Source organism: Vibrio sp. 779(2023) (genome assembly GCF_033344285.1).
Lineage (GTDB): Bacteria > Pseudomonadota > Gammaproteobacteria > Enterobacterales > Vibrionaceae > Vibrio > Vibrio alginolyticus.
In genome coordinates, this window is record NZ_JAWPOM010000011.1 from 92,730 (window position 1) to 118,175 (window position 25,446).

The 25,446-nt window shown below is 43.9% G+C and carries 27 protein-coding genes; 11 read left to right on the plus strand and 16 right to left on the minus strand.

All coding sequences use genetic code 11. The features are described 5' to 3' along the window. Positions 1–7: 7 nt before the first annotated feature. From R8O70_RS15025 to R8O70_RS15040, 4 genes are read right to left on the minus strand one after another with little or no spacing between them, the layout of a single operon-like run. Positions 8–694, minus strand: coding sequence for an AAA family ATPase (locus tag R8O70_RS15025; protein WP_005377635.1), 687 nt, complete (start codon positions 692–694; stop codon positions 8–10). Next, positions 694–2,796, minus strand: a complete 2,103-nt coding sequence (locus R8O70_RS15030; RefSeq protein ID WP_005377634.1) for an SLBB domain-containing protein — start codon at positions 2,794–2,796, stop codon at positions 694–696. The genes R8O70_RS15025 and R8O70_RS15030 overlap by 1 nt, the downstream gene beginning before the upstream one ends. After that, positions 2,793–3,659 (minus strand): OmpA family protein, encoded by an 867-nt coding sequence (locus R8O70_RS15035; protein ID WP_005377631.1) that lies wholly within the window; start codon positions 3,657–3,659, stop codon positions 2,793–2,795. The genes R8O70_RS15030 and R8O70_RS15035 overlap by 4 nt, the downstream gene beginning before the upstream one ends. Before the next feature lie 26 nt (positions 3,660–3,685). Continuing rightward, positions 3,686–4,006 carry an STAS domain-containing protein gene (locus tag R8O70_RS15040; protein ID WP_017634929.1) on the minus strand — a complete coding sequence of 107 codons (321 nt, stop codon included), beginning with the start codon at positions 4,004–4,006 and terminating at the stop codon, positions 3,686–3,688. 422 nt (positions 4,007–4,428) lie between these two features. On the opposite strand from R8O70_RS15040, the gene R8O70_RS15045 reads away from it, so the two are divergent. Continuing rightward, a complete protein-coding gene (locus tag R8O70_RS15045) occupies positions 4,429–5,274 on the plus strand; it encodes a DNA ligase (protein ID WP_318184235.1) in 846 nt (281 codons plus the stop codon). 15 nt (positions 5,275–5,289) lie between these two features. On the opposite strand, the gene R8O70_RS15050 is transcribed toward R8O70_RS15045, so the two are convergent. Together R8O70_RS15050 and R8O70_RS15055 are read right to left on the minus strand one after the other, a co-directional pair. Then, on the minus strand, positions 5,290–6,288 hold the full coding sequence (locus R8O70_RS15050) for a DUF3080 domain-containing protein (RefSeq protein ID WP_213969924.1): 999 nt from the start codon (positions 6,286–6,288) through the stop codon (positions 5,290–5,292). A gap of 133 nt (positions 6,289–6,421) precedes the next feature. Then, the gene (locus tag R8O70_RS15055) at positions 6,422–7,792 is read right to left on the minus strand and encodes an MATE family efflux transporter (protein WP_005377626.1); all 1,371 of its coding nucleotides are present in this window, start codon (positions 7,790–7,792) and stop codon (positions 6,422–6,424) included. A 392-nt stretch (positions 7,793–8,184) separates the two neighbouring features. Between R8O70_RS15055 and R8O70_RS15060 the strand changes: the two genes are divergently transcribed. Then, complete coding sequence (locus R8O70_RS15060) at positions 8,185–8,796, plus strand: riboflavin synthase (RefSeq protein ID WP_005377625.1); 612 nt, start codon at positions 8,185–8,187, stop codon at positions 8,794–8,796. A 75-nt stretch (positions 8,797–8,871) separates the two neighbouring features. Here the strand turns inward: R8O70_RS15060 and R8O70_RS15065 are convergent, their stop codons facing one another. Next, a complete protein-coding gene (locus tag R8O70_RS15065) occupies positions 8,872–9,066 on the minus strand; it encodes a CPXCG motif-containing cysteine-rich protein (RefSeq protein WP_318184236.1) in 195 nt (64 codons plus the stop codon). A gap of 253 nt (positions 9,067–9,319) precedes the next feature. Continuing rightward, positions 9,320–10,186, minus strand: coding sequence for a fructosamine kinase family protein (locus R8O70_RS15070; protein ID WP_047102259.1), 867 nt, complete (start codon positions 10,184–10,186; stop codon positions 9,320–9,322). Positions 10,187–10,410: 224 nt separating this feature from the next. Here R8O70_RS15070 and R8O70_RS15075 point away from each other — a divergent pair, with 224 nt between their 5' ends. From R8O70_RS15075 to R8O70_RS15085, 3 genes are all read left to right on the plus strand, one after another. Further along, on the plus strand, positions 10,411–11,385 hold the full coding sequence (locus R8O70_RS15075) for a response regulator (protein WP_042523017.1): 975 nt from the start codon (positions 10,411–10,413) through the stop codon (positions 11,383–11,385). Further along, positions 11,385–12,347 carry a GGDEF domain-containing protein gene (locus R8O70_RS15080; protein ID WP_005377621.1) on the plus strand — a complete coding sequence of 321 codons (963 nt, stop codon included), beginning with the start codon at positions 11,385–11,387 and terminating at the stop codon, positions 12,345–12,347. Before R8O70_RS15075 ends, R8O70_RS15080 begins: the two co-directional genes overlap by 1 nt. A 190-nt stretch (positions 12,348–12,537) precedes the next feature. Further along, positions 12,538–12,882 (plus strand): DUF3802 family protein, encoded by a 345-nt coding sequence (locus R8O70_RS15085; protein ID WP_005377620.1) that lies wholly within the window; start codon positions 12,538–12,540, stop codon positions 12,880–12,882. Between the two features lie 44 nt (positions 12,883–12,926). Here R8O70_RS15085 and R8O70_RS15090 read toward each other — a convergent pair whose 3' ends face one another. After that, entirely contained in the window at positions 12,927–13,421 is a 495-nt protein-coding gene (locus R8O70_RS15090) for an NlpC/P60 family protein (protein ID WP_199266720.1), read from the minus strand. Positions 13,422–13,555: 134 nt separating this feature from the next. Here R8O70_RS15090 and R8O70_RS15095 point away from each other — a divergent pair, with 134 nt between their 5' ends. The 4 genes from R8O70_RS15095 to R8O70_RS15110 all read left to right on the plus strand — a co-directional run bounded on the left by R8O70_RS15095 (position 13,556) and on the right by R8O70_RS15110 (position 17,116). Then, positions 13,556–15,574, plus strand: coding sequence for a methyl-accepting chemotaxis protein (locus tag R8O70_RS15095; protein WP_005377618.1), 2,019 nt, complete (start codon positions 13,556–13,558; stop codon positions 15,572–15,574). A gap of 270 nt (positions 15,575–15,844) precedes the next feature. Beyond that, complete coding sequence (locus R8O70_RS15100; protein ID WP_025766662.1) at positions 15,845–16,258, plus strand: NUDIX hydrolase; 414 nt, start codon at positions 15,845–15,847, stop codon at positions 16,256–16,258. Positions 16,259–16,468: 210 nt separating this feature from the next. Then, complete coding sequence (locus R8O70_RS15105; RefSeq protein WP_025766661.1) at positions 16,469–16,849, plus strand: hypothetical protein; 381 nt, start codon at positions 16,469–16,471, stop codon at positions 16,847–16,849. Between the two features lie 48 nt (positions 16,850–16,897). After that, positions 16,898–17,116: a hypothetical protein gene (locus R8O70_RS15110; protein ID WP_005389537.1), complete on the plus strand. Its 219-nt coding sequence runs from the start codon at positions 16,898–16,900 to the stop codon at positions 17,114–17,116. Positions 17,117–17,219: 103 nt separating this feature from the next. Here R8O70_RS15110 and R8O70_RS15115 read toward each other — a convergent pair whose 3' ends face one another. Further along, positions 17,220–18,035, minus strand: a complete 816-nt coding sequence (locus tag R8O70_RS15115) for a sterol desaturase family protein (protein WP_031777247.1) — start codon at positions 18,033–18,035, stop codon at positions 17,220–17,222. Between the two features lie 140 nt (positions 18,036–18,175). Between R8O70_RS15115 and R8O70_RS15120 the strand changes: the two genes are divergently transcribed. Together R8O70_RS15120 and nagK are read left to right on the plus strand one after the other, a co-directional pair. After that, on the plus strand, positions 18,176–18,925 hold the full coding sequence (locus R8O70_RS15120; protein ID WP_053350551.1) for a tRNA-uridine aminocarboxypropyltransferase: 750 nt from the start codon (positions 18,176–18,178) through the stop codon (positions 18,923–18,925). Between the two features lie 175 nt (positions 18,926–19,100). Further along, on the plus strand, positions 19,101–20,009 hold the full coding sequence (gene nagK / locus R8O70_RS15125; protein ID WP_005377586.1) for an N-acetylglucosamine kinase: 909 nt from the start codon (positions 19,101–19,103) through the stop codon (positions 20,007–20,009). Between the two features lie 233 nt (positions 20,010–20,242). On the opposite strand, the gene R8O70_RS15130 is transcribed toward nagK, so the two are convergent. From R8O70_RS15130 to R8O70_RS15155, 6 genes are all read right to left on the minus strand, one after another. After that, on the minus strand, positions 20,243–20,509 hold the full coding sequence (locus tag R8O70_RS15130; RefSeq protein ID WP_005377584.1) for a DUF2960 domain-containing protein: 267 nt from the start codon (positions 20,507–20,509) through the stop codon (positions 20,243–20,245). Between the two features lie 74 nt (positions 20,510–20,583). Further along, on the minus strand, positions 20,584–22,362 hold the full coding sequence (locus R8O70_RS15135; RefSeq protein ID WP_130544940.1) for a bifunctional molybdopterin-guanine dinucleotide biosynthesis adaptor protein MobB/molybdopterin molybdotransferase MoeA: 1,779 nt from the start codon (positions 22,360–22,362) through the stop codon (positions 20,584–20,586). Beyond that, positions 22,359–22,946: a molybdenum cofactor guanylyltransferase MobA gene (gene mobA, locus R8O70_RS15140; RefSeq protein WP_005377572.1), complete on the minus strand. Its 588-nt coding sequence runs from the start codon at positions 22,944–22,946 to the stop codon at positions 22,359–22,361. Before mobA ends, R8O70_RS15135 begins: the two co-directional genes overlap by 4 nt. Continuing rightward, positions 22,924–23,643: an energy-coupling factor ABC transporter ATP-binding protein gene (locus R8O70_RS15145; RefSeq protein ID WP_025766658.1), complete on the minus strand. Its 720-nt coding sequence runs from the start codon at positions 23,641–23,643 to the stop codon at positions 22,924–22,926. Before R8O70_RS15145 ends, mobA begins: the two co-directional genes overlap by 23 nt. A gap of 50 nt (positions 23,644–23,693) precedes the next feature. Further along, entirely contained in the window at positions 23,694–24,392 is a 699-nt protein-coding gene (locus tag R8O70_RS15150) for an ABC transporter permease (protein WP_005389524.1), read from the minus strand. A gap of 6 nt (positions 24,393–24,398) precedes the next feature. Beyond that, the gene (locus tag R8O70_RS15155) at positions 24,399–25,217 is read right to left on the minus strand and encodes a substrate-binding domain-containing protein (protein WP_005389522.1); all 819 of its coding nucleotides are present in this window, start codon (positions 25,215–25,217) and stop codon (positions 24,399–24,401) included. Between the last annotated feature and the right edge of the window lie 229 nt (positions 25,218–25,446).

The following is a 25,446-nucleotide window of genomic DNA, read 5'->3' on the forward strand; positions in this document are numbered from 1 at the left end:
GCGCTCCCTATAACATAAACAGTTCGCTTTTTTTAATTTGCTGAGACAGTTTTTCTTTCCACTTTTTTGGTAAGAAACGCAGCTTGGAAACTTGGCGGATTAACTCATCTTTCAGGCTTGGAGTGTGCTTCATGTTCAGTACAGAACCAATCAAGTTCGCATCGCTAGCATCGAGTAGCTTTTTGGCTTGCTCGAGCTGGGTTGCAGTCGTAGAGCCATAATGCGCTACTAACAAAGTAGCATCACATACGCCAGCAATCACTTGAGGCGCAATATTGCTTCGGTTGACACTAAGAAGTGGTGATGTATCTATCACGACGCGCTCGTACTGCGTTAACCATTGTGCAATGTTTTGTTTCAGCGTTGTTGGGTCTCGGTACGCTAACTGAGTACTGGCGAGAGACGGAGCAGGGAGGCCGACTAAAGTTTGGTGTGTATTCTCTCGTGTGATCAAATGGCCAACCTTCTCGTCATCATCAAATTCGTGAACAGTGTGATAAGCGGGTTTGAATAAGTTAAGGTCTACATACAAAGTATTGTGGCCTGCTAAAACCAAGCGCTCTGCAAGAGATGAAGCCACGGAAGTGACACCATCTTCAGATTTACAACCCACAACACAAATCGTTTTGTGGCCTTTCTGTTCACTCTGAAGATAAATTTGCTCAATCTCAGCGTGAGTTGCAGGAATAGTCATTACAACGCTCCTATTAACACGATGGTTGTGGTGATTTGTAAAATATCTCTTAATCCGGCCCTCGCTTTTTCAACAAAGCTTTCGTCTTTATGGGGAATGTAAATCGTGTCGCCTGCGCGAATGACTGGCAGCTCATAAATGTTGGCTGTTTTACTAAAGTTCACCAAATCAAATGTTCGGGCTTGGCCCTGGCAGCAAGACATATTGACCACACTGATCTTTTCAAGGTAGGCATTGTCAGTTGGTCCTCCTGCTTCCGCTAACAGATCAAGCACAGTCATGTTGTCATTGAATACGTATCGCCCTGGGTCTCTTACTTCACCTAATACGCGTACCGTGGACTCTTTTGAACGATCTAACCAGTTTTTGTTTTTTTCTGGAATGTAAATGGTATCACCAGGACGAACGTGGGGCAGAATTGATTCATCACCTGTTTCAAAGTACATCGATAAATTCAATTTACTCACTTTGGCATAACCTAGGCCTCGGTGTGTGACACGGATGTTGTGAATATCTGCATCCATTGTCGGTCCATCGGCGGCAGACAAAATATCCAGAAAATGCATATCTTCAGTGAAACGATAGCGCCCAGGTGCATTGATTTGCCCGAAAACGTATATCGATGCGTCAGAGCTTTGGCTTACCCATTGCGATTTATTATCGGATGGGTCGTCAGGCAATGCATGTACCCTTACGACTGTACCAGCGGAAACTTGAGGTAGGCTTGATGTTGGTGAGCCATCCAGAATGTATTGGTCTAAGTCAAATTGTGTCATTTGACCGTTATTGGCGACTTCAATTTTGGTGGTATCAGCTCGTCGAGTTGGGCCTCCAACGTGTGCAAGCAGATCAATCAAATCCATTTCGTCTGACCACTCGATGCGTCCAGGGCGAACAACTTCTCCCATCACTGCGACCGCTCGACTAGGTGCTACTTTTAACCAAGACTTCTCATTGAAATCGGTTTTCTCCGGTACGAAAATCGCGTCTCCTGGTCCAACATTTGGTGGTCTGGCTGAAGATAGTCCTTCTGTATGCGCGGTAAGATCGAATTTGATGACTTTGCCATCGGATTTTATAACGCGAATTTGGCGAGATTCTGCGTAGCGAGTGGGCCCGCCAGCGTTGGCGAGGATATCCATGAAGCTAGCGCCTTGCTTGCCTTCGTATGCCCCAGGATGGGCGACTTCACCCATCACGTAAACCACATTTGCACCTGCTTTGATTTCTTCTTCCTGTTTTGGGACAAAGATGGTGGCACCTGGCAGGATCTCTGGCAGTAGGCTTTGGTCTCCAGTATCAAGGTACTTTTTCAGGTTAAACATGGTTGGGTTATTGTTTGTTATCACGCGAATTTGCTCAACACTGGCATATCGTGTCACGCCGCCAGCTCGCATTACGACATCAACTAGCGTGGTGTTTGGCTTGTATGAGAACGAGCCAGGTGCGTTGACTTCACCAAAGACTTTGATTGCACGAGCGGAATCTGCGCTGTCACCTGAATTCGCGAGTTTTGCTGCATCAAACTCTTGCTCAATATTCCCTACGAGTGGGGAAGCGGGGACAAATAAGACATCCAGTGATTCTAGTTTTGGCAGCTGGCTATTGTCCCCCGTATCAAGGAAGCGTTTGTAGTCAAATTCAATGTTTTTATTTCCACGTTTCACTATCATTTTATCGAGCTGAGCCCCTGCGCGCAGGCCGCCAGCTTCGTACACAAACATTTGAATGTTGGACCCAGAAGGTAAGGTATATTCACCGGGTTTGACCACGTAGCCTTGAACGGACACTAACAACTGTTGCTGTTTAATAAAAACTCGAGCGTTGTTAACGTCACGATACACGGTCTTTAGCCTGTCGATAATCACGTCTTGTAGTTGTTGTTCATTGTAGCCGGCCACTAATACAGGGCCGACTTCTGGTAAATTAATTCGTCCACGACGATCAACCTGAAACCCTTGGTTTAACGACGCCTCTCCGGGTAAGTTAATCTGTATTAAATCACCGACCTTAACAATATTGCTCTCATCCGCTATGGAAGATGGTACCCACGCAACCAGACACAACAACATTAAGAGGATAAATGGTTTCATCGTGTTCATAGCGCGCCTCCTGCCGTTGGGTTGCGGTTTATTGAGGTATCGCTATCTGAATTAGGGCTAATAACCTCGATGCTTACTCGACGATTAGTTAAACGCACGGCGGATGTTTCACCTTCATAGAGTGGCAGGTTATCTCCGACAGATTTGGTAGTGACTCTCTCTGAAGTGATACCAAATACGGTTAGGTAACGCTTTACTTGTTCCGCACGCGCTTGAGCAAGTTTCTGGTTGTAATCGGGTGTTCCAGTTGCATCCGCATGCCCCGTTACTACAAGAGATAGGTTGGGGTGGTCACGTAAAATGTAGGCTGCTTCTGCCAAATGTCCCATGTACTTCGGGTTGATTTCTGCTGAATCGACAGCAAACTGGTTGTCGATATTAAGTAGTGCATAGATATCCGAGACTATGTTTAGGTCGCTACGTAGTGCTTCAATATCATCGGGCGGTGTGCAAGTGGTTTGGCTCAGTACGTAGTCGAGTTGTTGTTCGAGCTGGTTTAAGCGTCGACGCTGAATCACAAGGTCGTTGGCAGCGTCGAGTAAAAGCCCACCTTCTAACTCGCGCGCAATTCTATTTTGTTTTTCAAGGGCCTGAACAACTGCCGCAGGAAAACACCAGCGCGCTCCCTCTTGGATTAGTGCGTCTAGATGTAACTTGGTCAGTTGCCAATCAAACCTTAACCCATGTTCTGGACCTAAAGGCTCGTCAGGCATCACAGGGGAAAACTGATAATTCTCGATCGAGATATCTTGATAGCTTTCCGCCAAGCCACCTTTTCCGTGTTCTGGGTAGTCAAACGACGAACAACCAAACATGCCGACAACAAGACCGCTTACTGCATATCGTCGTATAAGATTTACCATGCCAACCTCCGTTTAAACCGGTATTTTTAGTGTCCTTTTGAGTTAACGGGAATGGCATGGTTGATACGAAGCAAGCTCATGATTTCTAAAGGTTGGCCTGATACGTTTTCAATACTCATGCTTCTTTCACGTTCAACTAGACGCTTATATAAGTAAACAATGGCACCAATCCCTGAAGAATCAAGAAATTGGACGTGCTGTAGGTTAATTTCGACTTCTTTGTGATGATTGTTGTGAATTACTTCATCAATGTGATGTTGTGCTTGTCGACAGCCACTTGCGTCTAAGTCACCAAAAAACTCAATGGCTAACTTGTCTTGATTGATTTCTAGTTTGCGTAATTCCATGACTCTGTCTCCGTTTGTTTTTCTAATTGGATATAGAGCAGGTAACGTGCCAATTTGAAATTAATGAAAAATCAAACAGTTAAATATTGTTAATGATATTGTTCAATTTGAGAAAGGACTGATTCTCAAATTGAGAATCAAAAATGCACAGAGAAATGGTTTGCTTATAAGAGGTGTTGAACCTAAAGAAGTCATTAGAGCGGGGGATCTCGTCATGATTAGATTCCAACTCGATTGACGAACCATCCGCCTTAAGTGAACAACGTGTAACGACTAAATGCAAAACCTGTCTAAAGTTTATGATTATCTTTGCAAATTATTACTAATGTTGATTGTTATGAGTCGAAGAACAACTAGTAATAAATAGGTCATCGAGAGGACTTACGTTTCAATAAAGACGATTTTTTGTACAAGGTCTTCTTATGCCATTAAAAATGACATTAATTGCGCTGGCTGTTATGGCAGCGTCTTCACAGCTTCAAGCGGATACTTCTCTCGCACCACCAGTTTCTCTTGCACAAAGCTATCAGGATGGTATTGATGTGTCTGAATATTGGTATAGCGAAAAACTTGATGGTGTTCGCGCTTATTGGACTGGGCAACATCTCGTGACGAGAAATGGTAATCGAATCTACGCCCCAGATTGGTTTACAGGACCTTTACCTGATTATCCGTTGGACGGTGAACTTTGGGCTGGGAGAGGTAATTTCCATCTTGTTCAGCAAACGGTGTTAGATAAAACTCCTGTAGAGTCTGCTTGGCGACATATCGACTTTATGATCTTTGATATGCCATATTCCGCTGGTGATTATCGGAAGCGTTATTACAACATCAAAGACTTAGTGCTTGAAGTCGACCAGCTTCATATCAAATATGTCGAGCACCGAGCGATTCAAAATGAAGCTCATCTGTTTACACAGTTGGATAAAATTTCAATATCCGACGGTGAAGGGGTGATGTTGCGGAAGGTATCAAGCCGCTATCAGGCTGGACGCGGTAGTGATTTGCTTAAACTAAAACGATACTCAGATGATGAAGCGTTAGTTGTGGGTTATAAGCCAGGAACAGGGCGCTTGTTAGGTATGATGGGAGCAATGTTAGTTCGCTTACCAAATGGCATTGAGTTTTACATCGGTAGCGGATTTACCGATGAAGTACGTCGCCAGCCTCCGAAAATTGGTTCAACCATTACATTTAGATATAACGGTTTTACACATACTGGTAAACCACGTTTTGCTCGATTCTTGCGTGAAAGATTGAAGGAATAGAACGCTCTGCACTTACTAGTTGCCAACGGTTACGCCACATCGTTTGAAGAGACCCTGCCAAAACTGAACGTGGTTTAGGGTTTCTTGCCTAAATGTCCTATGTGCCTCAATGATGCCATACTGGTGACCATGGAGTTGCATACGGTTCTCCACCAAAGTGGCACCATCATTAAGTTGTTGATAGGTACTGTCTAAATAAGCCAAATAAGGTTGCACTTCTTCAACGTAAATGGATTGAAAGACATTTCTTAAGTAGCGGAACTGGGTGGTGTCTCTGTTCGGCCCGCACAATACGTTGCTCTGGTTCTGCTCAAGTAGCTGAGTTGTTGCTTTTAACCAAAGGGATGTGTTTACCATTGAATAGTAAAGTCGTCCGAGTAAACGAGATTTCTCTAACTCTTCTTGATATTGAGTAACTTCCACATCGGGTAGACGTGAGACCGCGCGGTGGGGTAAATCATACATTTCGCTGAAAATACGATAGACATCGTTAATGCGTGCAATATCATTCGTCGTATTTTGAGATAGCCAATCAGAGGCAGTTAGTTGCTTTTGCATGGCATCACTTACGAGTAGTAAGTTGTCGAGATGAATGTCTAAATGCTGCCACTTGGTTGAGTAAAGCTCTGTCAATGTCGCGCGTTCTTCATCGCTAAGTGGAAATTCGGATAAACATCGATTCATGACTCTTAAAAGGGCAGTTTGATAATCAAAATCATGAAAGGCATCCTGCACCTTTCCAAGTTGTGAGTTTTTCTCGGCAAGTAAATTAAAGAGTCCGCATTGTCGTAATTGATAGCTCTCTAGCAGGCCAATAGATAGCCTTGGCAATGGCTCGAACAAAACGCGTTTCGCAGGAATCGTTACCGTAGACTGTAATTCTATTGGAATAGCAGGAACGTCCAATACATTGGCTACACGTTGATGATACTTATCAAACATGGCGTTCTCTGGATTGAACCAGTTATCACAACCATTAAGAATCAAGATTAAGAACAATAAAATAGACCGCACAAATATCCTTTTTTATAACTTCGTATCCGTTGTCTAGAGAGCAAAATCAACCGCTTCGTAATCTTGTTATAAGTATACTCAACCGTGTGATTATTCGATCATAAAAGCCAGCGGATGCTGGCTTTTTTACTTTTTATTGAACTGAAAAGTTCAATTGCACTTCTGGCTCTTGGCGATGCATCCAACGCATTCTGACGCCTAACATAAAGGCCGCAGAAGATAGGCCGATGATAAAACCAAGCCAGAAGCCTTGTGCTCCCATTGGCTCGACAATCCAGTCTGTACGGCCAAGGACGTAACCAATTGGCAGCCCAAGAATCCAATAAGCAATAAAAGTACGGTTGAAGATAGCTCGCATGTCTTTATAGCCGCGTAATGCACCAGCTGCGATCACTTGAACCGCATCCGTACATTGATAAACAGCGGCAAATACGAGCAGGTGCATCGCTAGAGTGATTACCTCTGGGTTGCTAGTGTAAAGCTCGGCGATCCACTCACGAGACAAGACGGTTAAAATCGCTGTGAGAACGGACAATGCTAGACCAACCATAATGCCGACTCGTGACGCTACGCGCGCGCCATCTACGTTTTCTTCACCAAGTCGATGGCCGACACGAATGCTTACTGCTGCACCAATACTCATTGGTAGCATAAATACCAACGAGGAGAAGTTAATCGCGACTTGATGCGCTGCCACAATGATAGGACCCAGTGGTGAAACGAGCAGTGCAACGACAGCAAACAGTGTTACTTCAAAAAACAGCGCTGCTGCAACAGGAAAGCCGAGCTTGAATAGACGAACTTGCGCTTTCCATTGTGGGCGATGCCATTCTCCAAATAGGTTGATGCTTTTCAATCGCTCTGATGTCATCACATACAGCAATAGCATGGCAAACATGACCCAGTAAACAATCGTGGTTGCTACACCACAGCCAACACCGCCTAATTCAGGTGCACCAAACTTGCCGTACACGAAAATCCAGTTTAGAGGAATGTTGAGCAGCAAACCGATAAAGCCAATAACCATTGCCGGTTTCGTCAATGACATACCATCCGTAAAGCTTCTAAGCGTTTGGAAAAGTAAAAAAGCGGGTACTGCTAATATAACGGCATGAATGTATCCCACCGTTTTTTCAGCCATCAGTGCTTCAACATCCATCAGCCCGAGAATAAACTGGGTTTGAAGCAGGACTGCAATTATCGGCACACTGATCAGCAATGCCAAAACGACGCCTTGCTGAATTTCAAACGGGATTTTCACTCGACGACCAGAGCCATTTAACTGTGCGACAACAGGGACCAATGCCATTAATAAACCCACCCCAAACAAAATGGATGGTAGCCAAATACTTGAAGCGACAGAAACCGCAGCCATGTCGGTGGCGCTAACGCCGCCAGCCATTACGGTATCAACAAACCCCATACCAGTTTGAGCGACAGATGCGATCAATACCGGGGTCGCCAATTTGATAAGACTTGATGCTTCTTCTTTATAGCGATGCACGAAAAATACTCCAGAGCGGAACAATAAGTTGAAAGAATGAGAGTACTCGAGGGCAAAAGATGTGGTGAACGGATCTGATGGTTGATTTTAGTCACGATAAGGTGAAAAAATGCCTCGGAGAAACTCCGCGCAAATGATAAACAATTGTATGTTCATATTCCATAGCTAGGTAGCGAATAGTCGATAACACTGACTGGACGCTCTCCACGCTAAGGATACGCTTTTACTGAGAACAGCAGCGAATCATGGTAATGTTGAAGCATGCATGAGAACAAACCAGTGTTCATTAAGCCATGGCTTTATCGTCTGCGGTCTTTATTTCCGACCTGTAGCGCAGTGTTTAGGGCTTAGTCTTCGACTACAGTTGGTATTAAATCAATAGGTAAAAAGAAATGTTTACAGGAATAGTTCAGGGTACGGCGAAGGTCGTTAAAATTGATAAAAAAGAACGCTTTCAAACGCACGTTGTCGAGTTAAGCGATGAACTTTGTAAAGGGTTAGAAATTGGTGCATCCGTTGCACACAACGGATGTTGTCTAACTGTGACTAAGATCGAAGGCAACCTTATCAGTTTTGATTTAATGCAAGCGACATTGGCTCTTACTAATTTAGGTCGGCTGGTGGAAGGGGATAGCGTAAACATTGAGCGCGCGGCTAAGTTTGGTGACGAAATAGGCGGGCATAGCATGTCTGGTCATATTAGTTTAACGGCAGATATTGTCGATATCATCGATACGCCCAATAACCGCACGATTTGGTTCCAACTGCCGCAAGAATCAATGAAATATGTATTAGCGAAAGGTTACATTGGTTTAGATGGCTGCTCGCTAACTATTGGTGAAGTTGAAGCGTGTCGTTTTTCGGTACACCTAATTCCAGAAACCTTGCAGCGAACGCTTTTCGGAGTGAGACAAGTAGGGGAGCGTGTTAATATTGAGTTTGATCCTCAGACTCAAGCAATTGTTGATACTGTTGAGCGCGTTCTTGCAGCAAAACAGCTTTAGAATGAGAAAAAGGAGCCGAGTGCTCCTTTTTCATTTAAGCGTTTTTATATTTCTGATGTTCACATGCTCGAGCTGCTATTCGTAATTGTCATCGATAAATAGTTCGACCTTGTCTTGTAGCTCATCCACTCGCATATTTAGGTGGATAGCGTGGCAACAAGCTGGGCAATCATCATAAAATTCTTGGTCACCATTGCTTGCATCCAATGTAATGCTGATAGAATGTACGCAATGCGGGCACTTTACATACCTTTCGGTATAATTTTTCATACAACAACTCCTAATCTCGCAGGGCTTTTAAACACACTATTCATCAAGGAAGTACAGCCCTTTACTTACTTTGCCTACAAGGAAAATAGGCACAATCCAAAGTTAAGTCTCCTTTGATATTAGGTCGAGTTGTTGCTAATTGAGTCGAAATAAGTACAAAACTTGACCCCAAACTCAACCTTGAGCTTAGGGTGATTTTCTGTAGTGATGTGCCTCGAGATTTTACATCTTGAAATATGCAGTGGCTTCCAAATTAATAAGAAATGATTTTATTAATAACCAGTTGAGCCTGTTCCAAGTAATGGCCGCCAAACAAATTACAATGGTTGAGAACATGGTAAAGGTTATAGATATCTTTACGCTCTTCATAGCTTGAAGAAAGTGGTATAACCGATTCGTAGCCTTGATAAAATTCTGGTTGAAATCCACCAAAAAGCTCTGTCATCGCAATATCACACTCCCTGTCCCCCCAATAGCATGCAGGATCGTAACAGATAGGACCGAATGCAGTGAGTGCCGCATTTCCATTCCATAAATCGCCATGCAACAAAGAAGGTTCCGGAGCATGGTTTGCTAGCCGCTGTTTTACGACGTCGATAAAGTCATCGATATCAACCAAGGTGACGCCTTTTTCTTTAAGGAGCTGTAATTGCCATCCTATGCGTTGCTCAGCAAAGAATACACACCATTTCTTGTGCCATTTGTTGGGCTGTAGAGTCGAACCGAGATAGTTGTCGGTATCAAAACCAAACTCTTTTTGCTCGCCCCACTGGTGTAGGTGAGCTAATTGCTGCCCAAATTTAAAGCTGTTGGGACCATCTTCTAATGGTTTCGTTGGAAGGTAGTTAAGAATTAGGAATGAGGCATTTTTGGTTTTACCAACCAATACCACCTCAGGTACAAATAGGGTTGATGTTTCACGCAAAAGATGCAGGCTTTCAGCTTCTACCTCAAATTTAGACAAAAACTCGCGATCGTTAATTTTCACAAAATAACGTTGCTCGCCATCATTGATCATGTAGCTTTCACTGATATCCCCACCAGACAGCCTTACTTTTTCCGTGATCTGGTAATCGAACAATAAAGTATCAGAAAGCTGTTGCGATATTGCTTGCCACATACAAAACCTCGCGAATCTATTTGACCACCAATAGTTTAGGATAAATAGCAGGGAGTTGGCGCTATGTTGAGCATACTTAGTAAAGAAACCTTCCTCTTAGTGTAGTCAATTTGTATAAATGTGAATCAAATCGCTTATAAGCCTCTGATTTGTTGGCTTAGCATATGGAGATGAACGTTTACAACAGGTATTATGATTTTTTTGACGTTAGTTCCATTGGTGGCATGAAAATACTGATATGTGATGACTCAGCTGTTGCAAGAAAGCTTATTGCGCGTTCTATCGTACAAGATACATCATTGCATCTTATTGAAGCGCAAGATGGTTATGAGGCGCTTAATATTCTTGCTGAGCAAAATATCGATATTTTGTTTCTCGATTTAACGATGCCCATAATGGATGGTTTTGAGGTCCTCGAATCATTACCTGTTAGTCAGTACCCGACCAACATCGTCATTATTTCTGGAGATGTTCAACAAGAGGCAAAACAGCGCTGTCTCGATCTTGGTGCTCAAGCTTTTATCGCTAAGCCTCTGACAGAAGAGCAGGTGCTCCCACTATACGAACAATTAGGACTGCATTATGCGTTCAAACCTAGTCATTCGGTTGATTCTAAAAACCAGGGTTGCGAAGAGCTTTCCTTACTAGCCAAATTCCGTGAAATTGCGAACATTGCCCTTGGTAAAGGGGCTGCGATTATGGCCGACCATTTACATGAGTTCATACAACTTCCTGTTCCTCATGTTGGACCGTTGTCCTACGGCGAGCTTCATATGACACTGGTTGATGTGGTTGGGCGTGACAGTTCCGTTGCGGTAGCGCAGAGGTTTGTCGGTGGTGGTATTCACGGAGAGGCACTGGTGTGCTTACGTGGTAGGGATATCAATCAGATTGGGGAAAAATTAGGTTACCTCCTTGAGTTTACGCCTCATAATGAAATCATCTTGAATATCTCTAACCTACTGGTTTCGTCATTTCTCACATCATTGGGCGATCAACTCGACAAGCAGTTCTCACTTCGTCAGCCAGGCATTGTGGATACCTTAACACCTTATTGTGAAGAGCAAGGCGAGTTGGGTGAGCTCTTTACTATCGAATACACCTACATGGCAGAAGCGCTCGATTTCGAGTGCGAGGTACTGTTTTTAATTGATAAGCCATCCGTAGAAATAATCTATGAAATCATGGAGCTAATCTAATGTCCGATATCACGCTGGACATAGCAGACTTTCATTGGGTCACACAAATTCTCGATACGATGGATTCAGGGCTTATTGTTTTGGATCAAGAGTATAAAGTGTGTGTGTGGAACAGTTTTATGCAGTCATACAGTGGCATTCTATCACAAGAAATTCTTGGTGAATGTTTATTTGAGCATTTTGAAGAGCTGCCAAGAACTTGGCTAGAAACCAAGATAAAAGCTGCCGCCGATCTGGAAACTCGTTCTTTTTCTAGCTGGGAAAACCGACCGTATCTTTTTAAGTTCAACAATTTTTCTCCGGTTTCAAACAGCAGTGATTTTATGTATCAAGATATCGTGATCACGCCGTTAATTGGGCTCTCAGGAGAGGTCAGCCACATAGCGATTCAAGTCAATGATGTTTCTGAAACTGCGAGAAATCGCATTCATTTGAAAGAAACAAATCAACATTTGTCGGAAATCAGTCGCAAAGATGGTTTAACAGGTTTATTTAATCGCGCTTATTGGGAGCAATCATTGAAAGATGAGTTTGCTCACTTAAAAGTTATCGACGGACCATGCTCATTAGTAATATTCGATATCGACCACTTTAAGAAGGTGAATGATACTTATGGTCACCCGACAGGGGACGAAGTCATTCGTCGAACCTCTGCCTTGTTGAGAAAAACAGCAAGAAGCAGTGACATCTGCGGTCGTTTTGGTGGTGAAGAGTTTACCGTACTACTTCCTCACACAAACCAGGAGCAAGCTTGCTATTTCGCAGAGCGTTTGCGCAAAAGAATTGAGCAAGAGATCGTGAAAGTGGAAGATTTTTTGATTAATTACACGATAAGTATTGGTGTTTGCGAGTATAAGCCTTATTTTGAAACTCACACTCAATGGTTAAAGAGTGCCGATGCTGCGCTGTATCGTGCAAAAGAAAATGGTCGTAACCAAACCTGTTTGCATGAAAATGGCTGAAATATAAAAAGGTTTGAAGAAACCCTGTATCCGAATTCAGTGAAGCAAAGCTCAATTGTTTGAAAATCATCCAGTTGGTTCGTGAATGTTTGTTAATATGAAATAAGTTAATGAAATTTTCTCGGCATGTCTTACTATTGAAACTATTCTGCTTTCAGCTTCGAAGGCTTGCAATAAACGGAGAAAAACAGTGGTTTTAGAAACCGATGGATATCTCGCTCTTATCGAGCACTTGTCTCTAAATCTAGATATTTTTACGACCGAAATTGGCGACACTGGATCCGAAAGCATCGAAGATGTTGTCACCGATATGGTGGCTTCAAACATCATGGCGATTTTTGAGCAAAATCCAGAACTTCACTCGAGCGTACGTTTCAAATTGTTGAAAGAGGCTGATGCAGTTGTTGAAGATCTTGGTGAGATATTGGCTGGGGTATGGCATAAAAAAGCGACCAATGAACAGATCACGTTCCTTGATGAATACATCGCTCTGGTCAAAAATCTGTTCGATAATGCTGTTGCGACTTACGACTGATATTGTTTTAACTTACAGCAATGTCCGGTTAAGAGTAAGAAGAGTTACATTGTAACTCTTCTTATTTGCCAAAACTTAGATGCCCAGTATGGGTTGTCGATTCTTGAAATAATCACACCTCTAGACGTCGATGCATGCATGAACTGCTTGTTACCCAAGTAAATTCCGACATGATAAGTTGTACGTCTTGTTTTAAAAAACACTAGATCCCCTTGCTTGGCATCCGTCCAACTTAACTCCACACCTTGCTTTGATTGCTGCTTCGTTGTCCTTGGTAACGAGAGCTGATAAGCCTCAATAAACGCTTTTTGTACAAATGCTGAGCAATCAATTCCAGATTTCTGTGTCCCGCCTAAGCGATAAGGCGTGCCGTGCCACTCTGTGTAAAAGTCGAACAAGTCAGGGTTGTCCGACAATAGCTGATTTGTAGGTGTTGTCACCTGTGATTGCTCACTAGGCTCAGGCCCAGAAGAGCAGGCGCTTAGTAGCACACTGATTATCAAAGGAAAATATACTCGACGCAAATCACCACCTGTCATCTCTATGACTCACAACTGAAATATTAGTGTCATAACCAATCCATAGTATGGGCTGCAAATCACGGTTTTGTCTCACAAATGTGACGGAATCACTGCAGAACCGATTCAACCTTAAGAAAGAATAAAAATTGATTATGGCAAAGCGAAAACGCTCACGCACATCACTTTCACTGATTCAGGCTGTCAGTGCAACATTTTTAACTATCATTGCTCTTGTTATAGCCCTTTCTGTCTCAAGTTTCAAAGGAATGGAACAGGTAGGGGAACAATTTGAAGACTTGTCGCAAAAAGCATTACCAATCGCGATGGCAAACGCAAAGTTAACCAGGAATGTATTGGAGATGGTTAAGCTACTCAACCATGGTATGCAGATTACTGAGCCGAAAGAGTTGCCTCTCATAAAAGAGCAAATCGACTCTCTTGCAACTCAAAGCACAACTTTGGTTGTGAAAGCGTCTGGTGTAGCTCAGCAACTCTCGGAGGAGTTAGACACCAAACTAGCGCGTTTACATAACATCACGCAGTCCATTTTGTTGAAGCAATCTTCGGTGATACAAATTCAAATGGATATTGATGCCGCTGTTGGTGGGTTTCGCTATGGGCTTAGCTCTATCGGTCCGGAAATGAATCGAATCAGTTCGTTTCTTAGTGCTGATAATCCTGAGTCGAGCGATGCCGCTAACCGTTTCATTGCTTCTGCAAGCTCAATGGAAAGTACGTTCTTAGTCATGATGATGCACTCAGAATTAAACAAAGCCGAAAAAGAATACCGAGAAATGCGAAATCGCATAGCAGGTATTAAACTCGCCTATGAAGACTTCCAATCTTTCCATCCTGAAGTAAGTGAATATGCAAGCTTAACCGCACCATATGAGATGGTGAAACAAGGCTTTAGTGAAAAGGGCGTGCTGCGTTTGATCCTCGCCAAACTAGAACAAGGGGAATTGCAACGTTCAGAGTTTAAACAGGCTTCGATGCTTGCGGATGAAACCATGCGGTTACTTGATCAAATCTCCCAAACCGCTGGTCAGTTGATCGATGAAAAAGAGCGGGTGGTCAACGAGACCATTGAATCGGTCAGCGTTGTGCTCGTGTTTGCGGCGTGTGTGATTTCTTTTATTATTCTGGTTACTTGGTTTAGTCTCAAGTCATGGACAAACCGAGGGTTAAGGAATGTACTAACGCGTCTTTCAGCACTTACCGAACATGATTTTCGTGACAAGGCAGAAGAAGTCGGCCCTTATGAGCTGAAAGAAGTAGCACGAAAGTTGAATCAAGTAATCGATTCCACACATGACTCCATTCAAACGGTGACGCGCAATTGTGAAACGCTTTATCAGACGGCAGAAGTAAGTCACAGTGCAGCCGAACAAACAAGTGATGGGTTGGCAACACAAAATGAAGCGTTGTCGAGTATGATCACGACCATAACGCAGCTTGAAGCCTCTATTCGTGAAATAGCAATGGTGACAAATGCATCTTCACAGGACTCGCTCCTTGCAACCCAACACACTGAAAAAGGGGTTCAAGTCGTGGAACAAAACCGCGAACGTTTGGAGTCATTAGAAAGCTCTTTGGATGTAAATGAACAGTCAATGTTAGAGCTAGACCAGCGTGTTAAACAGATTCGTGAAATGGTGGATATGATCAGTGGGATCGCGGACAACACCAACTTACTTGCTCTCAATGCGGCAATAGAGGCTGCCCGTGCTGGTGAGCAAGGGCGTGGATTTGCGGTTGTCGCTGATGAAGTTCGCAAACTTGCAAGTGATACCTCTCAACAAACTACGAACATCCGAGAAATGATGAGCGAGCTTATTACTGCCGCAGAGCGCTCGCGCCAAGCAGTTAATGATTCAAGAGAAGAAATGACCCACGCGCTACAGTCCAGCAATGAAGTGAAATCGACATTCTCTGATATCAACCTCGCGGTTAAGCACATTCAAGAACGTGTTGAGCAAATCTCAGTTGCTACAGAAGAACAAGAACGAGCGACGGCAGATGTATCTCAATCCATCACACATATTTCTGATCTTGGCGAACGCACAAAGCTGCAGCTTGAGTCTATGGTTGAGAGTTCTGAGCAAGTGGCGGAAATTGCTGGGCACCAGCAAGCAATGCTGCACAAGTATGAGCTTCATCAGACCAAGTAAATGAGATGTTTCCACCGACTAAAAGCAGAACCTCGGTTCTGCTTTTTTGTTACGGCTACTCATTTAATGGCTCCTATTTGCATCGCAAAAGTGAGTTACATCTCATCTCGTTCATTTCTAAAGGGTTTAGTTATCACAACGTGATGTTAATGCTTTGTTCGAGGGACTCGTTGACTAGAATGTCGCCAGAATTCAAAGGAATGAATCATGCAGCTTCATGCGATTTTTTTATATCCAGAGAAAGCTAAAGCCATAAGAAGGAGTGGTTTTGTGATCGATAAAGTTTGCCCCGTCGTTCTACGTAATCAAAATCAAGAGATCCTACTTTTTAAACATCCGTTGGCGGGTGTTCAGCTCGTCAAGGGCACTGTTGAAGTGTTTGATGAAAGTTACATCATAGCGGCCAAGCGGGAGCTCGCTGAGGAGTCTGGTATCACACATGTTCGTTCCGCACGATATTTATGCTCATGGGACAGTGGCTTTCAAAATCAAGCATGGCATTTTGTTTTGTGTGAGTGTGCTGATCTCGCTAATTCATGGCTGTTTCATACGCAAGACGATGGTGGACATGATTTCGCGTTCTTCTGGCACGATGTCGAGAGCGGCCTTCCCGCGAATGCACATACTGTGTTTCAGCGCGGGCTGGAAAAGGTACGAGAGTTGCTAAACCAAGGCGTGATTTAAAGGAGGATTCTGTCGTTGCATTGGCGGATTTGGGACAATGACAAAGCAAACACTATGCTTCTACTAGAAGCAAATAAAGAAGGTAGAGTAGCCGTTACTGTTCTCATCGTGTTGATAATGGCACTGTCGATCTCAAAAATGGCGATGAGATTACAAATGTTTAAGTGACTTCTATATGCTTTGCTCATTCATTCAGATAAGGAAACGGTAATGGATAAATTCGTCTTGTTTCTCTTATGCCTTTTTATGACAGTTGGCGGAGTGGTTCATCTTTATGACAACATTGTTGGTGGCTTTTTACCTTACGATTTTGCGCCACGCTGGTTGAATATGTATTGGAGCGCTTTGGGACTATTGGACTTATTAGCAGCGTATCTATTGGTCAAGCATCGCCGCTCTGGCATAGTCGTTATGTTATTGATTCTTATAACCAATGTTATCTTTAGTTCCCACGCTCACTATACATTAGAAATATTAGATAACAACGTCGCCCTACAAATGAAGACACTGTTTTTAGGGTTCTCATTTGGGGTATCTATCTGGTTATGGAATGCGCGAAAACATAGTCAATCGCGCCAAATATTTCGTTAATTATTATTTTCACAACACTCGATTAAGGATTGTAAACAGGGACTCGTTATGAACGATTTTAAAGACTTGGCCAGTTTTGCTGGTTTCAGCGTACTGACAGGTTTGAGCTTTGCCACCACTTTCTTCAGCCTTGCTTTTCTATACAGCTCAATAGAGGCACAGCAAGTAATGAACACCAATGCTTTGGCATGTGCAGTGCTTGGTGTTGTTGGTTTATTTGTTGGTATTACTCAGTTAAACAAAAAGCGTCAGCTAGCAGAAAACTAATCTGTTCTTACACATCATGAGGATGAAGTAGTGTTTAACAGGGGTTTAGGCTTGGTCTATTCGTTTTGTTGACATACTTCATCCAACAATATTTTTTCAACCATTACTTCTTCTCTTTATTGTAGCGAAAGGGCTGCGTTAACAGCTTATCTAATCTTTGCTCTTCTTCGTCTCTAATTTCCGGCACACCAATAACAACATCTTCATGACCCAACTTAGGCTGAGCTCGGTATGTCCCAAAAAAGCGGTCCCAAACTGAAAGGAAAAAACCAAAGTTTGAGTGGGTCTCTTTTACTATCACTGAATGGTGCACGCGATGCATGTCTGGTGTAACGATGACGTTTCGCAGTTTTTGGTCCATAGATAAAGCTAGTTTTGCATTACTGTGATTAAACATCGCGCTCGCATTAAGCACAATTTCAAATACCACAATTCCGATAGGTGAAACACCTAAGATAAACACGGCTGCAATTTTTACTCCCATTGAAATGATTATTTCGAAGGGATGAAAGCGTGCGCCTGTGGTGACGTCTATGTCGAGATCGGCGTGATGCATTCGGTGAATCTTCCACAGCGGTTTTACATGATGAAAGACAACATGCTGAGCGTAAATGACGAAATCAAGCAAAATGACGGTTAGAAAAATATTTAACCAAGCGGGGAGGGACAGAATATTCAGCAGCCCCCATTGTTGCTCCTGAGCTATGACCGCAGCTTGAAAGGCGGCGATAGGCATGATTAAAGCAATAACTAGGCTGTTAAAAGCAACCAATGACAAGTTATTGACCCAACGAAACCTGCGCGAAGCGGTCAGTGTTTTTCTAGGCAATTTGTTCTCCCAAATGGCACAAAGCAATAATACGCCAAGGAAAAAGCCTAATCTGAGCCATGAGGGTTCTTGAAATGTCGTTTCTGTCACTGTCATTCCCTTATTTATTTCTTTATCTATGACCGAGATAAGAGTGAAATTATTTCAACACACTGCTGATGGGCTTATCTTGAGGCGAAACCATAATATCAGTAGAATCGCGCTCTACTTTTTACTTGGCATTACTTACCATGAGAATTCACGCTTTCCACCGTTTATATCAGTACCGACAATCTATCTCAACCAAGCCTTTCAACGCGCGTGGATGTAAAGTGGTTCGTTGCCAATATTGCCAGGTTTCTGAGCAACACTGTTTGTGCGACCTTCAGCCAAACATCAAGGCCAATATTGCATGTATGTTGATTGTTTCTGAAAACGAAGTGTTTAAGCCAAGTAATACCGGTCGTCTAATCGCTGATACGATTCAAGAGACTTACGTGTATCAATGGAACCGAACAGAACCGTCTGAAGAGATGCTAGCGCTACTACAGGATGACAGTTACCAACCGGTGATTGTATTTCCTGCAGACTATGTGGATGATCCCTCTCGTTTAATTGAAGATCTAGAGCCAGGGCGATTGGTAAAAGAAGATGTCGAGAACAAAAAATGGTTGCTGATCTTTATTGATGGTAGCTGGCGTGAGGCGCGAAAGATATTCCGTCGTTCTGATTTTCTTAAATCTTTGCCTGTGCTTTCCATTGAGCCGGAATCTCTGTCTGAATACATCATGCGCCGCTCCGAGAATGATCAGCATCTTTCAACCGCCGAAGTCGCGACATTAGTTTTAAAACAAGCTGGTGAGCCTAAAGCTGCGGAATGCCTTCAATTGTGGTTTGAAGCCTTCAGAGAAACTTACATGCTGAGCAAGACTCGAGTCAAAAACGACCCTAACCAGCCACACTTGAAACGTTTCAAAGAGTGGATGAAAACCGAGAGCTGACTCTAAGGAATGAGCTTTTGTTGATGGTATGTTGTTCAACTGGCTTCGGTGAGGGGATAAATCTGCATTCGGTCACGGTTTGCAGGCGTACAGATATGGATAATGCCATCAGTTTATACTTTTGACTCTAGCCATTTTTGAGAGTCGTTTGAAGCATTTTTTAGGAGAGAAATACATGTATTACGGCTTTGATGTCGGTGGCACTAAAATTGAATTTGGTGCATTTAACGAGAAGCTTGAGCGTGTAGCGACGGAACGTGTACCTACACCAACAGACAACTACGAGCTGCTGGTTGATACCATTGCGGAATTGGTGAATAAATACGATACAGAGTTTGGCTGCGAAGGTACGATTGGTCTTGGCTTGCCAGGTATGGAAGACGCCGATGATGCAACGGTACTAACAGTTAACGTTCCTGCGGCAAAAGGCAAACCACTTCGTGCTGATCTGGAAGCTAAAATCGGTCGCAGCGTAAAAATTGAAAACGATGCAAACTGTTTCGCGCTTTCTGAAGCGTGGGACGAAGATCTTCAAGATGAACCATCTGTACTAGGTTTGATCCTTGGTACTGGTTTTGGCGGTGGCTTTATCTACGAAGGTAAAGTATTCTCTGGCCGCAACCACGTAGCGGGTGAGGTGGGTCACACACGTCTTCCTATCGACGCATGGTTCCACCTGGGTGAAAACGCACCATTACTTGGCTGTGGCTGTGGCAACAAAGGCTGTTTAGATAGTTACCTATCTGGTCGTGGTTTCGAGCTTCTTTACGCGCATTACTACGGCGAAGAGAAGAAAGCGATCGACATTATTAAAGCGCACGCAGAGGGTGAAGAGAAAGCAGTAGAGCACGTCGAGCGCTTTATGGAGCTGCTAGCAATCTGCTTTGCAAACCTGTTTACTGCAACAGACCCACACACCGTTGTACTTGGTGGAGGCTTATCTAACTTCGAATTGATTTACGAAGAGATGCCAAAACGCATCCCTAAACACTTATTGTCTGTGGCTAAGTGTCCTAAGATCATCAAAGCAAAACACGGTGATTCAGGTGGTGTACGCGGCGCTGCGTTCTTAAACATCAAGTAATGACTTAAACCTTACTCGATATAAAGTAAGAAGAAATTTAAAGCCCCGTTTAGACTTTCAAGGTTAAACGGGGCTTTTACTTATATACCTAAGTAATTTCGGTATGCTCGGGTATAGATCATGAACAAAAGTAGCATGCATAAAAAACTCACGACGAATCGTGAGTTTTCTGTTTGCAGCTAAGCTTATTTGTTCTTTTTGCCTACGCCTAGGTTTTCTGTTTGCAGCTAAGCTTATTTGTTCTTTTTGCCTACGCCTAGGTTTTCTTTTTGAGCTAGGGTGATTTTACTAAAGCCTAATTTTCTGAAGTAGTTGTCGCGGTAGTTGCGCACTGCTTTAGTGTCAGACACTGCTTCGATTTGTTGCTCCATCTTTAGGAACTCAGTGATATCGATACCTTCTGCCTCGGCAACTGCTTCTTGAATGTTGCGGTGTTGCTGGTATGAGAATGTCAGTTCTTTGTCTTGGTCTTTGTAAGTGTAAAGAATGGTGCGAGCCATAGCTGTCTCTCTGAAAAGGTTTCTGTATTAAACAAAAAGGCCAGACTCGCTGACCTTTGAATTTCTAGTTTGAGCTAGATTCTGCCTTGAAGTGGGATAATTGTCACGCTTTCTCCCGCTTTTACTGTATCAATAGCTGGGGAGATTTCGATCAAACAGTTTGCCTCACTCATTGAGCGCAAAATACCAGAGCCTTGCTTGCCTGTTGTACGAACGGTTAAACGGCCAGTTGCATCCAGTTCATAGACGCCACGGCTAAACTCGGTACGACCTTGTCGAGAGCGAAGGTTTTCAGTCGCGATGGCATTCACTTTCAGAGGCTTCCAGCCTTGTTCGCCTTGCATCTTACGCAGTGCAGGCTCGACAAAGTTAATGAAAGAGACCATCACGGCAACAGGGTTGCCCGGCAGACCAAAGAACGGCTTGTTGTTGATTTGACCAAACGCGAGTGGACGTCCCGGACGCATGTTGATTCGCCAAAAATCGATTTGACCAAGTTTATCCAAGGCAAGTTTGATGTAATCCGCATCACCAACAGATACGCCACCAGAAGTCATAACCACGTCCGCTTGCGCCGATGCGTTTTCCAACGCTTCAATCATTAACTGTTCGTTGTCTTCCAGAATACCGAAATCCAAGATCTCGCAGCCGAGCTTTTCAAGCATGCCCATGATGGTAAAACGGTTGGAATCGTAGATAGAATTCGCTTTTTGCTCTGTTCCCGGTGCTTGTACTTCGTCACCGGTGGAGAACACGGCAACTTTCAATTTGCGGAATACATTCGCTTCACCAAAGCCAAGCGAAGCGATCATGCCCATCTCTGGAGAGGCGAGGCGAGTACCTGCGGTAAAGACGTCACTGCCGATAGCGAGATCTTCACCTGCTTGACGAACGTTTTGGCCTGCTTTGATATTCGCACCGTTAAAAGTGACCTTGTCACCTTCTTGAATGGCTTGCTCACGCATGACCACTGTATCGCCGTTACGTGGTGTTGGTGCGCCAGTCATGATCTTAACTGCTTGACCAACTTCCAGAGGCTGCTCGTAAGCATGGCCCGCCATCACTTCAGCAACCACTTGGTAGCTATCACGGTCAACATCATCACTGCGGATGGCATAACCGTCCATCGCGGAGTTGGTGTATTGCGGCACATTTACTGGTGAAACGATATGTTCCGCAAGAACGCGGCCATAGGCGTTTTCAATCTTGCATGCTTCTATTTCCGAAACCGTGTTCACCAAAGAAAGGATTTTCTCTTGGCCTTGAACCACAGAAAGGAAAGCAGGAGAAAGGGTATCGCAACATGCGGCTTCTTTCTCTTTGTTTTTTGGTGCGTTCGCTTCTTGAACATACTGAATAACGAACTGAGCAATCGCTTCAAGATCATTGATGTTCATTTGTGGCAGTTCAGAGTCCAACTCGCCGCCGTCTGAAGCGATAGCGATGATGTTTTCATCGTTTGGATAAAGCCAAGGCTTGCCGACTTCTTCACGGTGCAATTCGATTTTAGGAAACGCGATGTTTTTGCAGCCTTCGACCAAAACCACATCAAGCATGTCTTCATCAAAACGTGTTAATAGGTATTCAAACTCCGCTTCGGCTTCTGGCGTTTCTGTCATTAACGCAAAACGGTTGCGAGAAGCAATCAGCATTTGAGATGCGCCAGCTTTGCGTAAACGGTAGCTGTCTTTACCCGGCTTATCGACATCGAAGTTGTGATGAGCATGTTTTAGCATGCCAATGCGCAGGCCCGCTTCAGTTAGCTTTGGCAATAGGGCTTCAAGCAGTGTGGTTTTGCCTGTGCCTGAATAAGCCGCAAAACCAAGAATAGGAATGTTTAGCGTGTGTTTCATGATTCTAATTGTCCAAATTGCGCCAGTTCTTCCGGAGTGTTCAAGTTGACGAAACAGTTTGGTGAGTCGCTAAAGTCAACGTAACTGGTGTTGCACTCTTTGTAGAGCAGAATGATTTTGCGGTCGCCACGTTCTAAAAACGCGGTGAGTTTTGGCAGTACGCGCTTGTGGTAGAGCGTAAAAACAGGTTGCTGATGGTCACCATCATGCGCGACCAAAATATCGCTGTCTTCTTTGACAAACTGGCAGAAACGCTCGACAAGGTCGGTGTTAATTTGTGGACTATCGCAAGGTACAAATCCGACCCAGTCAGTTTCAGCATGCATCAAACCCGCGTGAATACCGCCCATAGGCCCAGGGAAATCTTTGAATTGATCACTAAATACGAAACCAAATTTGCTGTACGCATCTTGGTTTCGGTTGGCATTAATTAAAATGCGTGGAGTTTGTGGAGATAAACGTTCAATAACGTGTTCGATGAGTGGCTTCTGATTTAACTCAATCAGACCTTTATCTTTTCCACCCATACGGCTGGCTTGGCCACCAGCCAAAATGACCCAACTAGTTTGTGTTGGTTGAAGCATATGCATTCTCTTGGGATGTTTCTTTTGGTATGACATACAACAGAGGAGACTCTATCAAAGTCTTGTCTTTAATCCACCACTGTTTTTTACATAAGTCGGTCAGTGCGTTGGCCTGATGGCTTGTCACCACGATACTGGAACCACGATCCAAAAGATCTTTCGCCATCACCACCAATCGTTCAATGGATTCTTGGTCTAAAGACGCACTTGGCTCATCCATCAACAAAATCGACGGTTTTAAGATCCAAGCCCTTGCCATGGCAACGCGCTGTTTTTCACCGCCGGACAACACGGAAATATGTTCGTCCGCTAAGGTTTCTAAACCTACCATGCGCAGCGCGTGAATAACTTGAGCTCGCTTATCTTTTTGCGTGTCTTGTTGATATTTCACTCCATAGACTACGTTTTCATATACAGTGCCGTCAAAAAGGTAAGGGGATTGGTGGAGATAAATCACATCGACACGACCATTGCGACGCGTCAGTCTTTTTAGCCACGTATCTTTTGGCGCAACAACATCACCAGTAGAGGGTTTGAGCAAGCCAGCAAGGATTTTGAGTAGGGTAGTTTTGCCCACACCATTGTCACCCTTGAGATAAATGGCATCATTTGGGCCGATGGCTAACTCAGGGATGTGGAAAAGCACACGCTCTTTAAAGCGCATGGATAACTGTTCGGCGGTGATTTTTATAGTCATAATTCGCCTCGACATGGGGTTAATGGTGAGTCGTTTGTTTGCTTCATGTTCTATGTTCTGAGGTAGCCTTTGCCTCTCATGCTTGATAAGAAGAAGTTTAGAGCCAACGCTAAAGATAGTAATACAATTCCTAATGCAACTCCTTGCGCAAAAGCACCTTTACTGCTTTCCATTGCGATAGCCGTGGGAATATTTCGCGTCACGCCCATAATGTTCCCACCAACCATCATTGAGCAGCCCACCTCGGTCACGATACGTGAAAACCCTGCAATGATAGCCGCAAGTAGAGGAAAGCGGGTTTCCCAAATCATCGTAGCTGCCAAGCGCGGAATGGAGACGCCCAGCGTGATGGCAGTTTCCACTGCACGACGGTCGCTAGATTGTAATGCACCATGCATCATCGATACCAAAACAGGGAAGCAGATCACCATTTGGCCGAAGATCATTGCCTTCTGAGTGAACAGCATTTGCCAGTCTCCCCAAGGGCCAGCACGCGACAGCAACATGTACAGCAACAGGCCAATCACCACGGTAGGGACCGCTTGCAGCGTATTTACGATCGACAACAAAAACCATTTACCGCGAAAGTCGGTATACGCCAGTACAAAGGACATCAAAATAGCCGGCAATACCACTAGGGATATTGCCGTGATAGAAACACTAAAGGAGACCGCAACGATCTCCCATAGGTCTGCATCAAAATTCACCAGTAAGCGAAGCGCTTCCAGTGTTGTATCAGCAAGATTCATATTGCGTTATTTGCTCTCAGCATTCGCAACAAACAGTTGTTTACCGTTTAGGCGGAAACCATTGATAAGTTCCTGTCCGCGAGGGTTTACCAACCAATCACTGAATGCCTTCGCACCTTGGTAGTTAATCGTTGGGTAACGCTCAGGGTTAACAAGAATAACTTGGTACGGGTTAAACAGTTTTTCATCGCCTTGGAACAGAATTTCTAGATCCAATTTGTTTTGGTAAGCCAGCCATGTGCCGCGGTCCGTCATGGTGTAGCCTTGCATTTCAGACGCCATGTTTAGAGTTGGGCCCATACCTTGACCTACGCTACGGTAACCACCAAAGTTCGGTTCGATTTTAGTTTGAGCCCAGAAGCCCATTTCTTTTTTGTGCGTACCAGAATCATCGCCGCGAGAGATGAACGTTGCGTTTTTGTTTGCGATCTCTTTGAATACATCTAACACGCCTTCGTCATTTTTGATTGTTGCTGGGTCAGCTTTCGGGCCTACAATCACAAAGTCGTTGTACATCAGTTTACGAGGCAAGACGCCGTAGCCTTTCTCAACAAATGCGCCTTCAGCTTTTGGTGCATGTGTCATCACCAAATCTACGTCACCGTTTTCGCCCATTTTTAAGGCTTTACCCGTACCTGCAGCAATAACATCGACTTTGTAGCCCGTGTCTTTTTCAAATTGTGGAAGTAGGTAATCAAGTAAACCTGAATGGTAGGTACTGGTTGTGGTTGCAAGGCGAACGTGTTCTCCGTCTTGAGCAGAAAACGCAGAGTAACTTACAAGCGTGATTGACGTTGCAGCCAGAGTTAGCGCAATTTTTTTCATTTTTATGTGTTCCTTTCCAATGATTCTTTGGAATCTCTCCAGGTTTTAGGGAGAAGCCTTTTTGGACGAGAGCGATTAGCGTAATACGCAAGTTGTCTTAGGGTGTTGGAATAAGCAAACATCAACATCCTGAGATCACTTAAATGCGCTCCGTATCCACCTTATAGCAAACAAGATGCCAACCTTTTACAAGCTTAAAGTGCTTGGTTTATGCACTAAATCATGGGGT

What these genes read in the sequence shown, in the direction of transcription:
- R8O70_RS15025 (WP_005377635.1), bottom strand. Translation starts at nt 694, where the DNA reads ATGACTATTCCTGCAACTCACGCTGAGATTGAGCAAATTTATCTTCAG.
- R8O70_RS15030 (WP_005377634.1), bottom strand. Translation starts at nt 2,796, where the DNA reads ATGAACACGATGAAACCATTTATCCTCTTAATGTTGTTGTGTCTGGTT.
- R8O70_RS15035 (WP_005377631.1), bottom strand. Translation starts at nt 3,659, where the DNA reads ATGGTAAATCTTATACGACGATATGCAGTAAGCGGTCTTGTTGTCGGC.
- R8O70_RS15040 (WP_017634929.1), bottom strand. Translation starts at nt 4,006, where the DNA reads ATGGAATTACGCAAACTAGAAATCAATCAAGACAAGTTAGCCATTGAG.
- R8O70_RS15045 (WP_318184235.1), top strand. Translation starts at nt 4,429, where the DNA reads ATGCCATTAAAAATGACATTAATTGCGCTGGCTGTTATGGCAGCGTCT.
- R8O70_RS15060 (WP_005377625.1), top strand. Translation starts at nt 8,185, where the DNA reads ATGTTTACAGGAATAGTTCAGGGTACGGCGAAGGTCGTTAAAATTGAT.
- R8O70_RS15065 (WP_318184236.1), bottom strand. Translation starts at nt 9,066, where the DNA reads ATGAAAAATTATACCGAAAGGTATGTAAAGTGCCCGCATTGCGTACAT.
- R8O70_RS15070 (WP_047102259.1), bottom strand. Translation starts at nt 10,186, where the DNA reads ATGTGGCAAGCAATATCGCAACAGCTTTCTGATACTTTATTGTTCGAT.
- R8O70_RS15075 (WP_042523017.1), top strand. Translation starts at nt 10,411, where the DNA reads ATGAAAATACTGATATGTGATGACTCAGCTGTTGCAAGAAAGCTTATT.
- R8O70_RS15080 (WP_005377621.1), top strand. Translation starts at nt 11,385, where the DNA reads ATGTCCGATATCACGCTGGACATAGCAGACTTTCATTGGGTCACACAA.
- R8O70_RS15090 (WP_199266720.1), bottom strand. Translation starts at nt 13,421, where the DNA reads ATGACAGGTGGTGATTTGCGTCGAGTATATTTTCCTTTGATAATCAGT.
- R8O70_RS15095 (WP_005377618.1), top strand. Translation starts at nt 13,556, where the DNA reads ATGGCAAAGCGAAAACGCTCACGCACATCACTTTCACTGATTCAGGCT.
- R8O70_RS15105 (WP_025766661.1), top strand. Translation starts at nt 16,469, where the DNA reads ATGGATAAATTCGTCTTGTTTCTCTTATGCCTTTTTATGACAGTTGGC.
- R8O70_RS15110 (WP_005389537.1), top strand. Translation starts at nt 16,898, where the DNA reads ATGAACGATTTTAAAGACTTGGCCAGTTTTGCTGGTTTCAGCGTACTG.
- R8O70_RS15120 (WP_053350551.1), top strand. Translation starts at nt 18,176, where the DNA reads ATGAGAATTCACGCTTTCCACCGTTTATATCAGTACCGACAATCTATC.
- nagK (WP_005377586.1), top strand. Translation starts at nt 19,101, where the DNA reads ATGTATTACGGCTTTGATGTCGGTGGCACTAAAATTGAATTTGGTGCA.
- R8O70_RS15130 (WP_005377584.1), bottom strand. Translation starts at nt 20,509, where the DNA reads ATGGCTCGCACCATTCTTTACACTTACAAAGACCAAGACAAAGAACTG.
- R8O70_RS15135 (WP_130544940.1), bottom strand. Translation starts at nt 22,362, where the DNA reads ATGAAACACACGCTAAACATTCCTATTCTTGGTTTTGCGGCTTATTCA.
- mobA (WP_005377572.1), bottom strand. Translation starts at nt 22,946, where the DNA reads ATGCTTCAACCAACACAAACTAGTTGGGTCATTTTGGCTGGTGGCCAA.
- R8O70_RS15145 (WP_025766658.1), bottom strand. Translation starts at nt 23,643, where the DNA reads ATGACTATAAAAATCACCGCCGAACAGTTATCCATGCGCTTTAAAGAG.
- R8O70_RS15150 (WP_005389524.1), bottom strand. Translation starts at nt 24,392, where the DNA reads ATGAATCTTGCTGATACAACACTGGAAGCGCTTCGCTTACTGGTGAAT.
- R8O70_RS15155 (WP_005389522.1), bottom strand. Translation starts at nt 25,217, where the DNA reads ATGAAAAAAATTGCGCTAACTCTGGCTGCAACGTCAATCACGCTTGTA.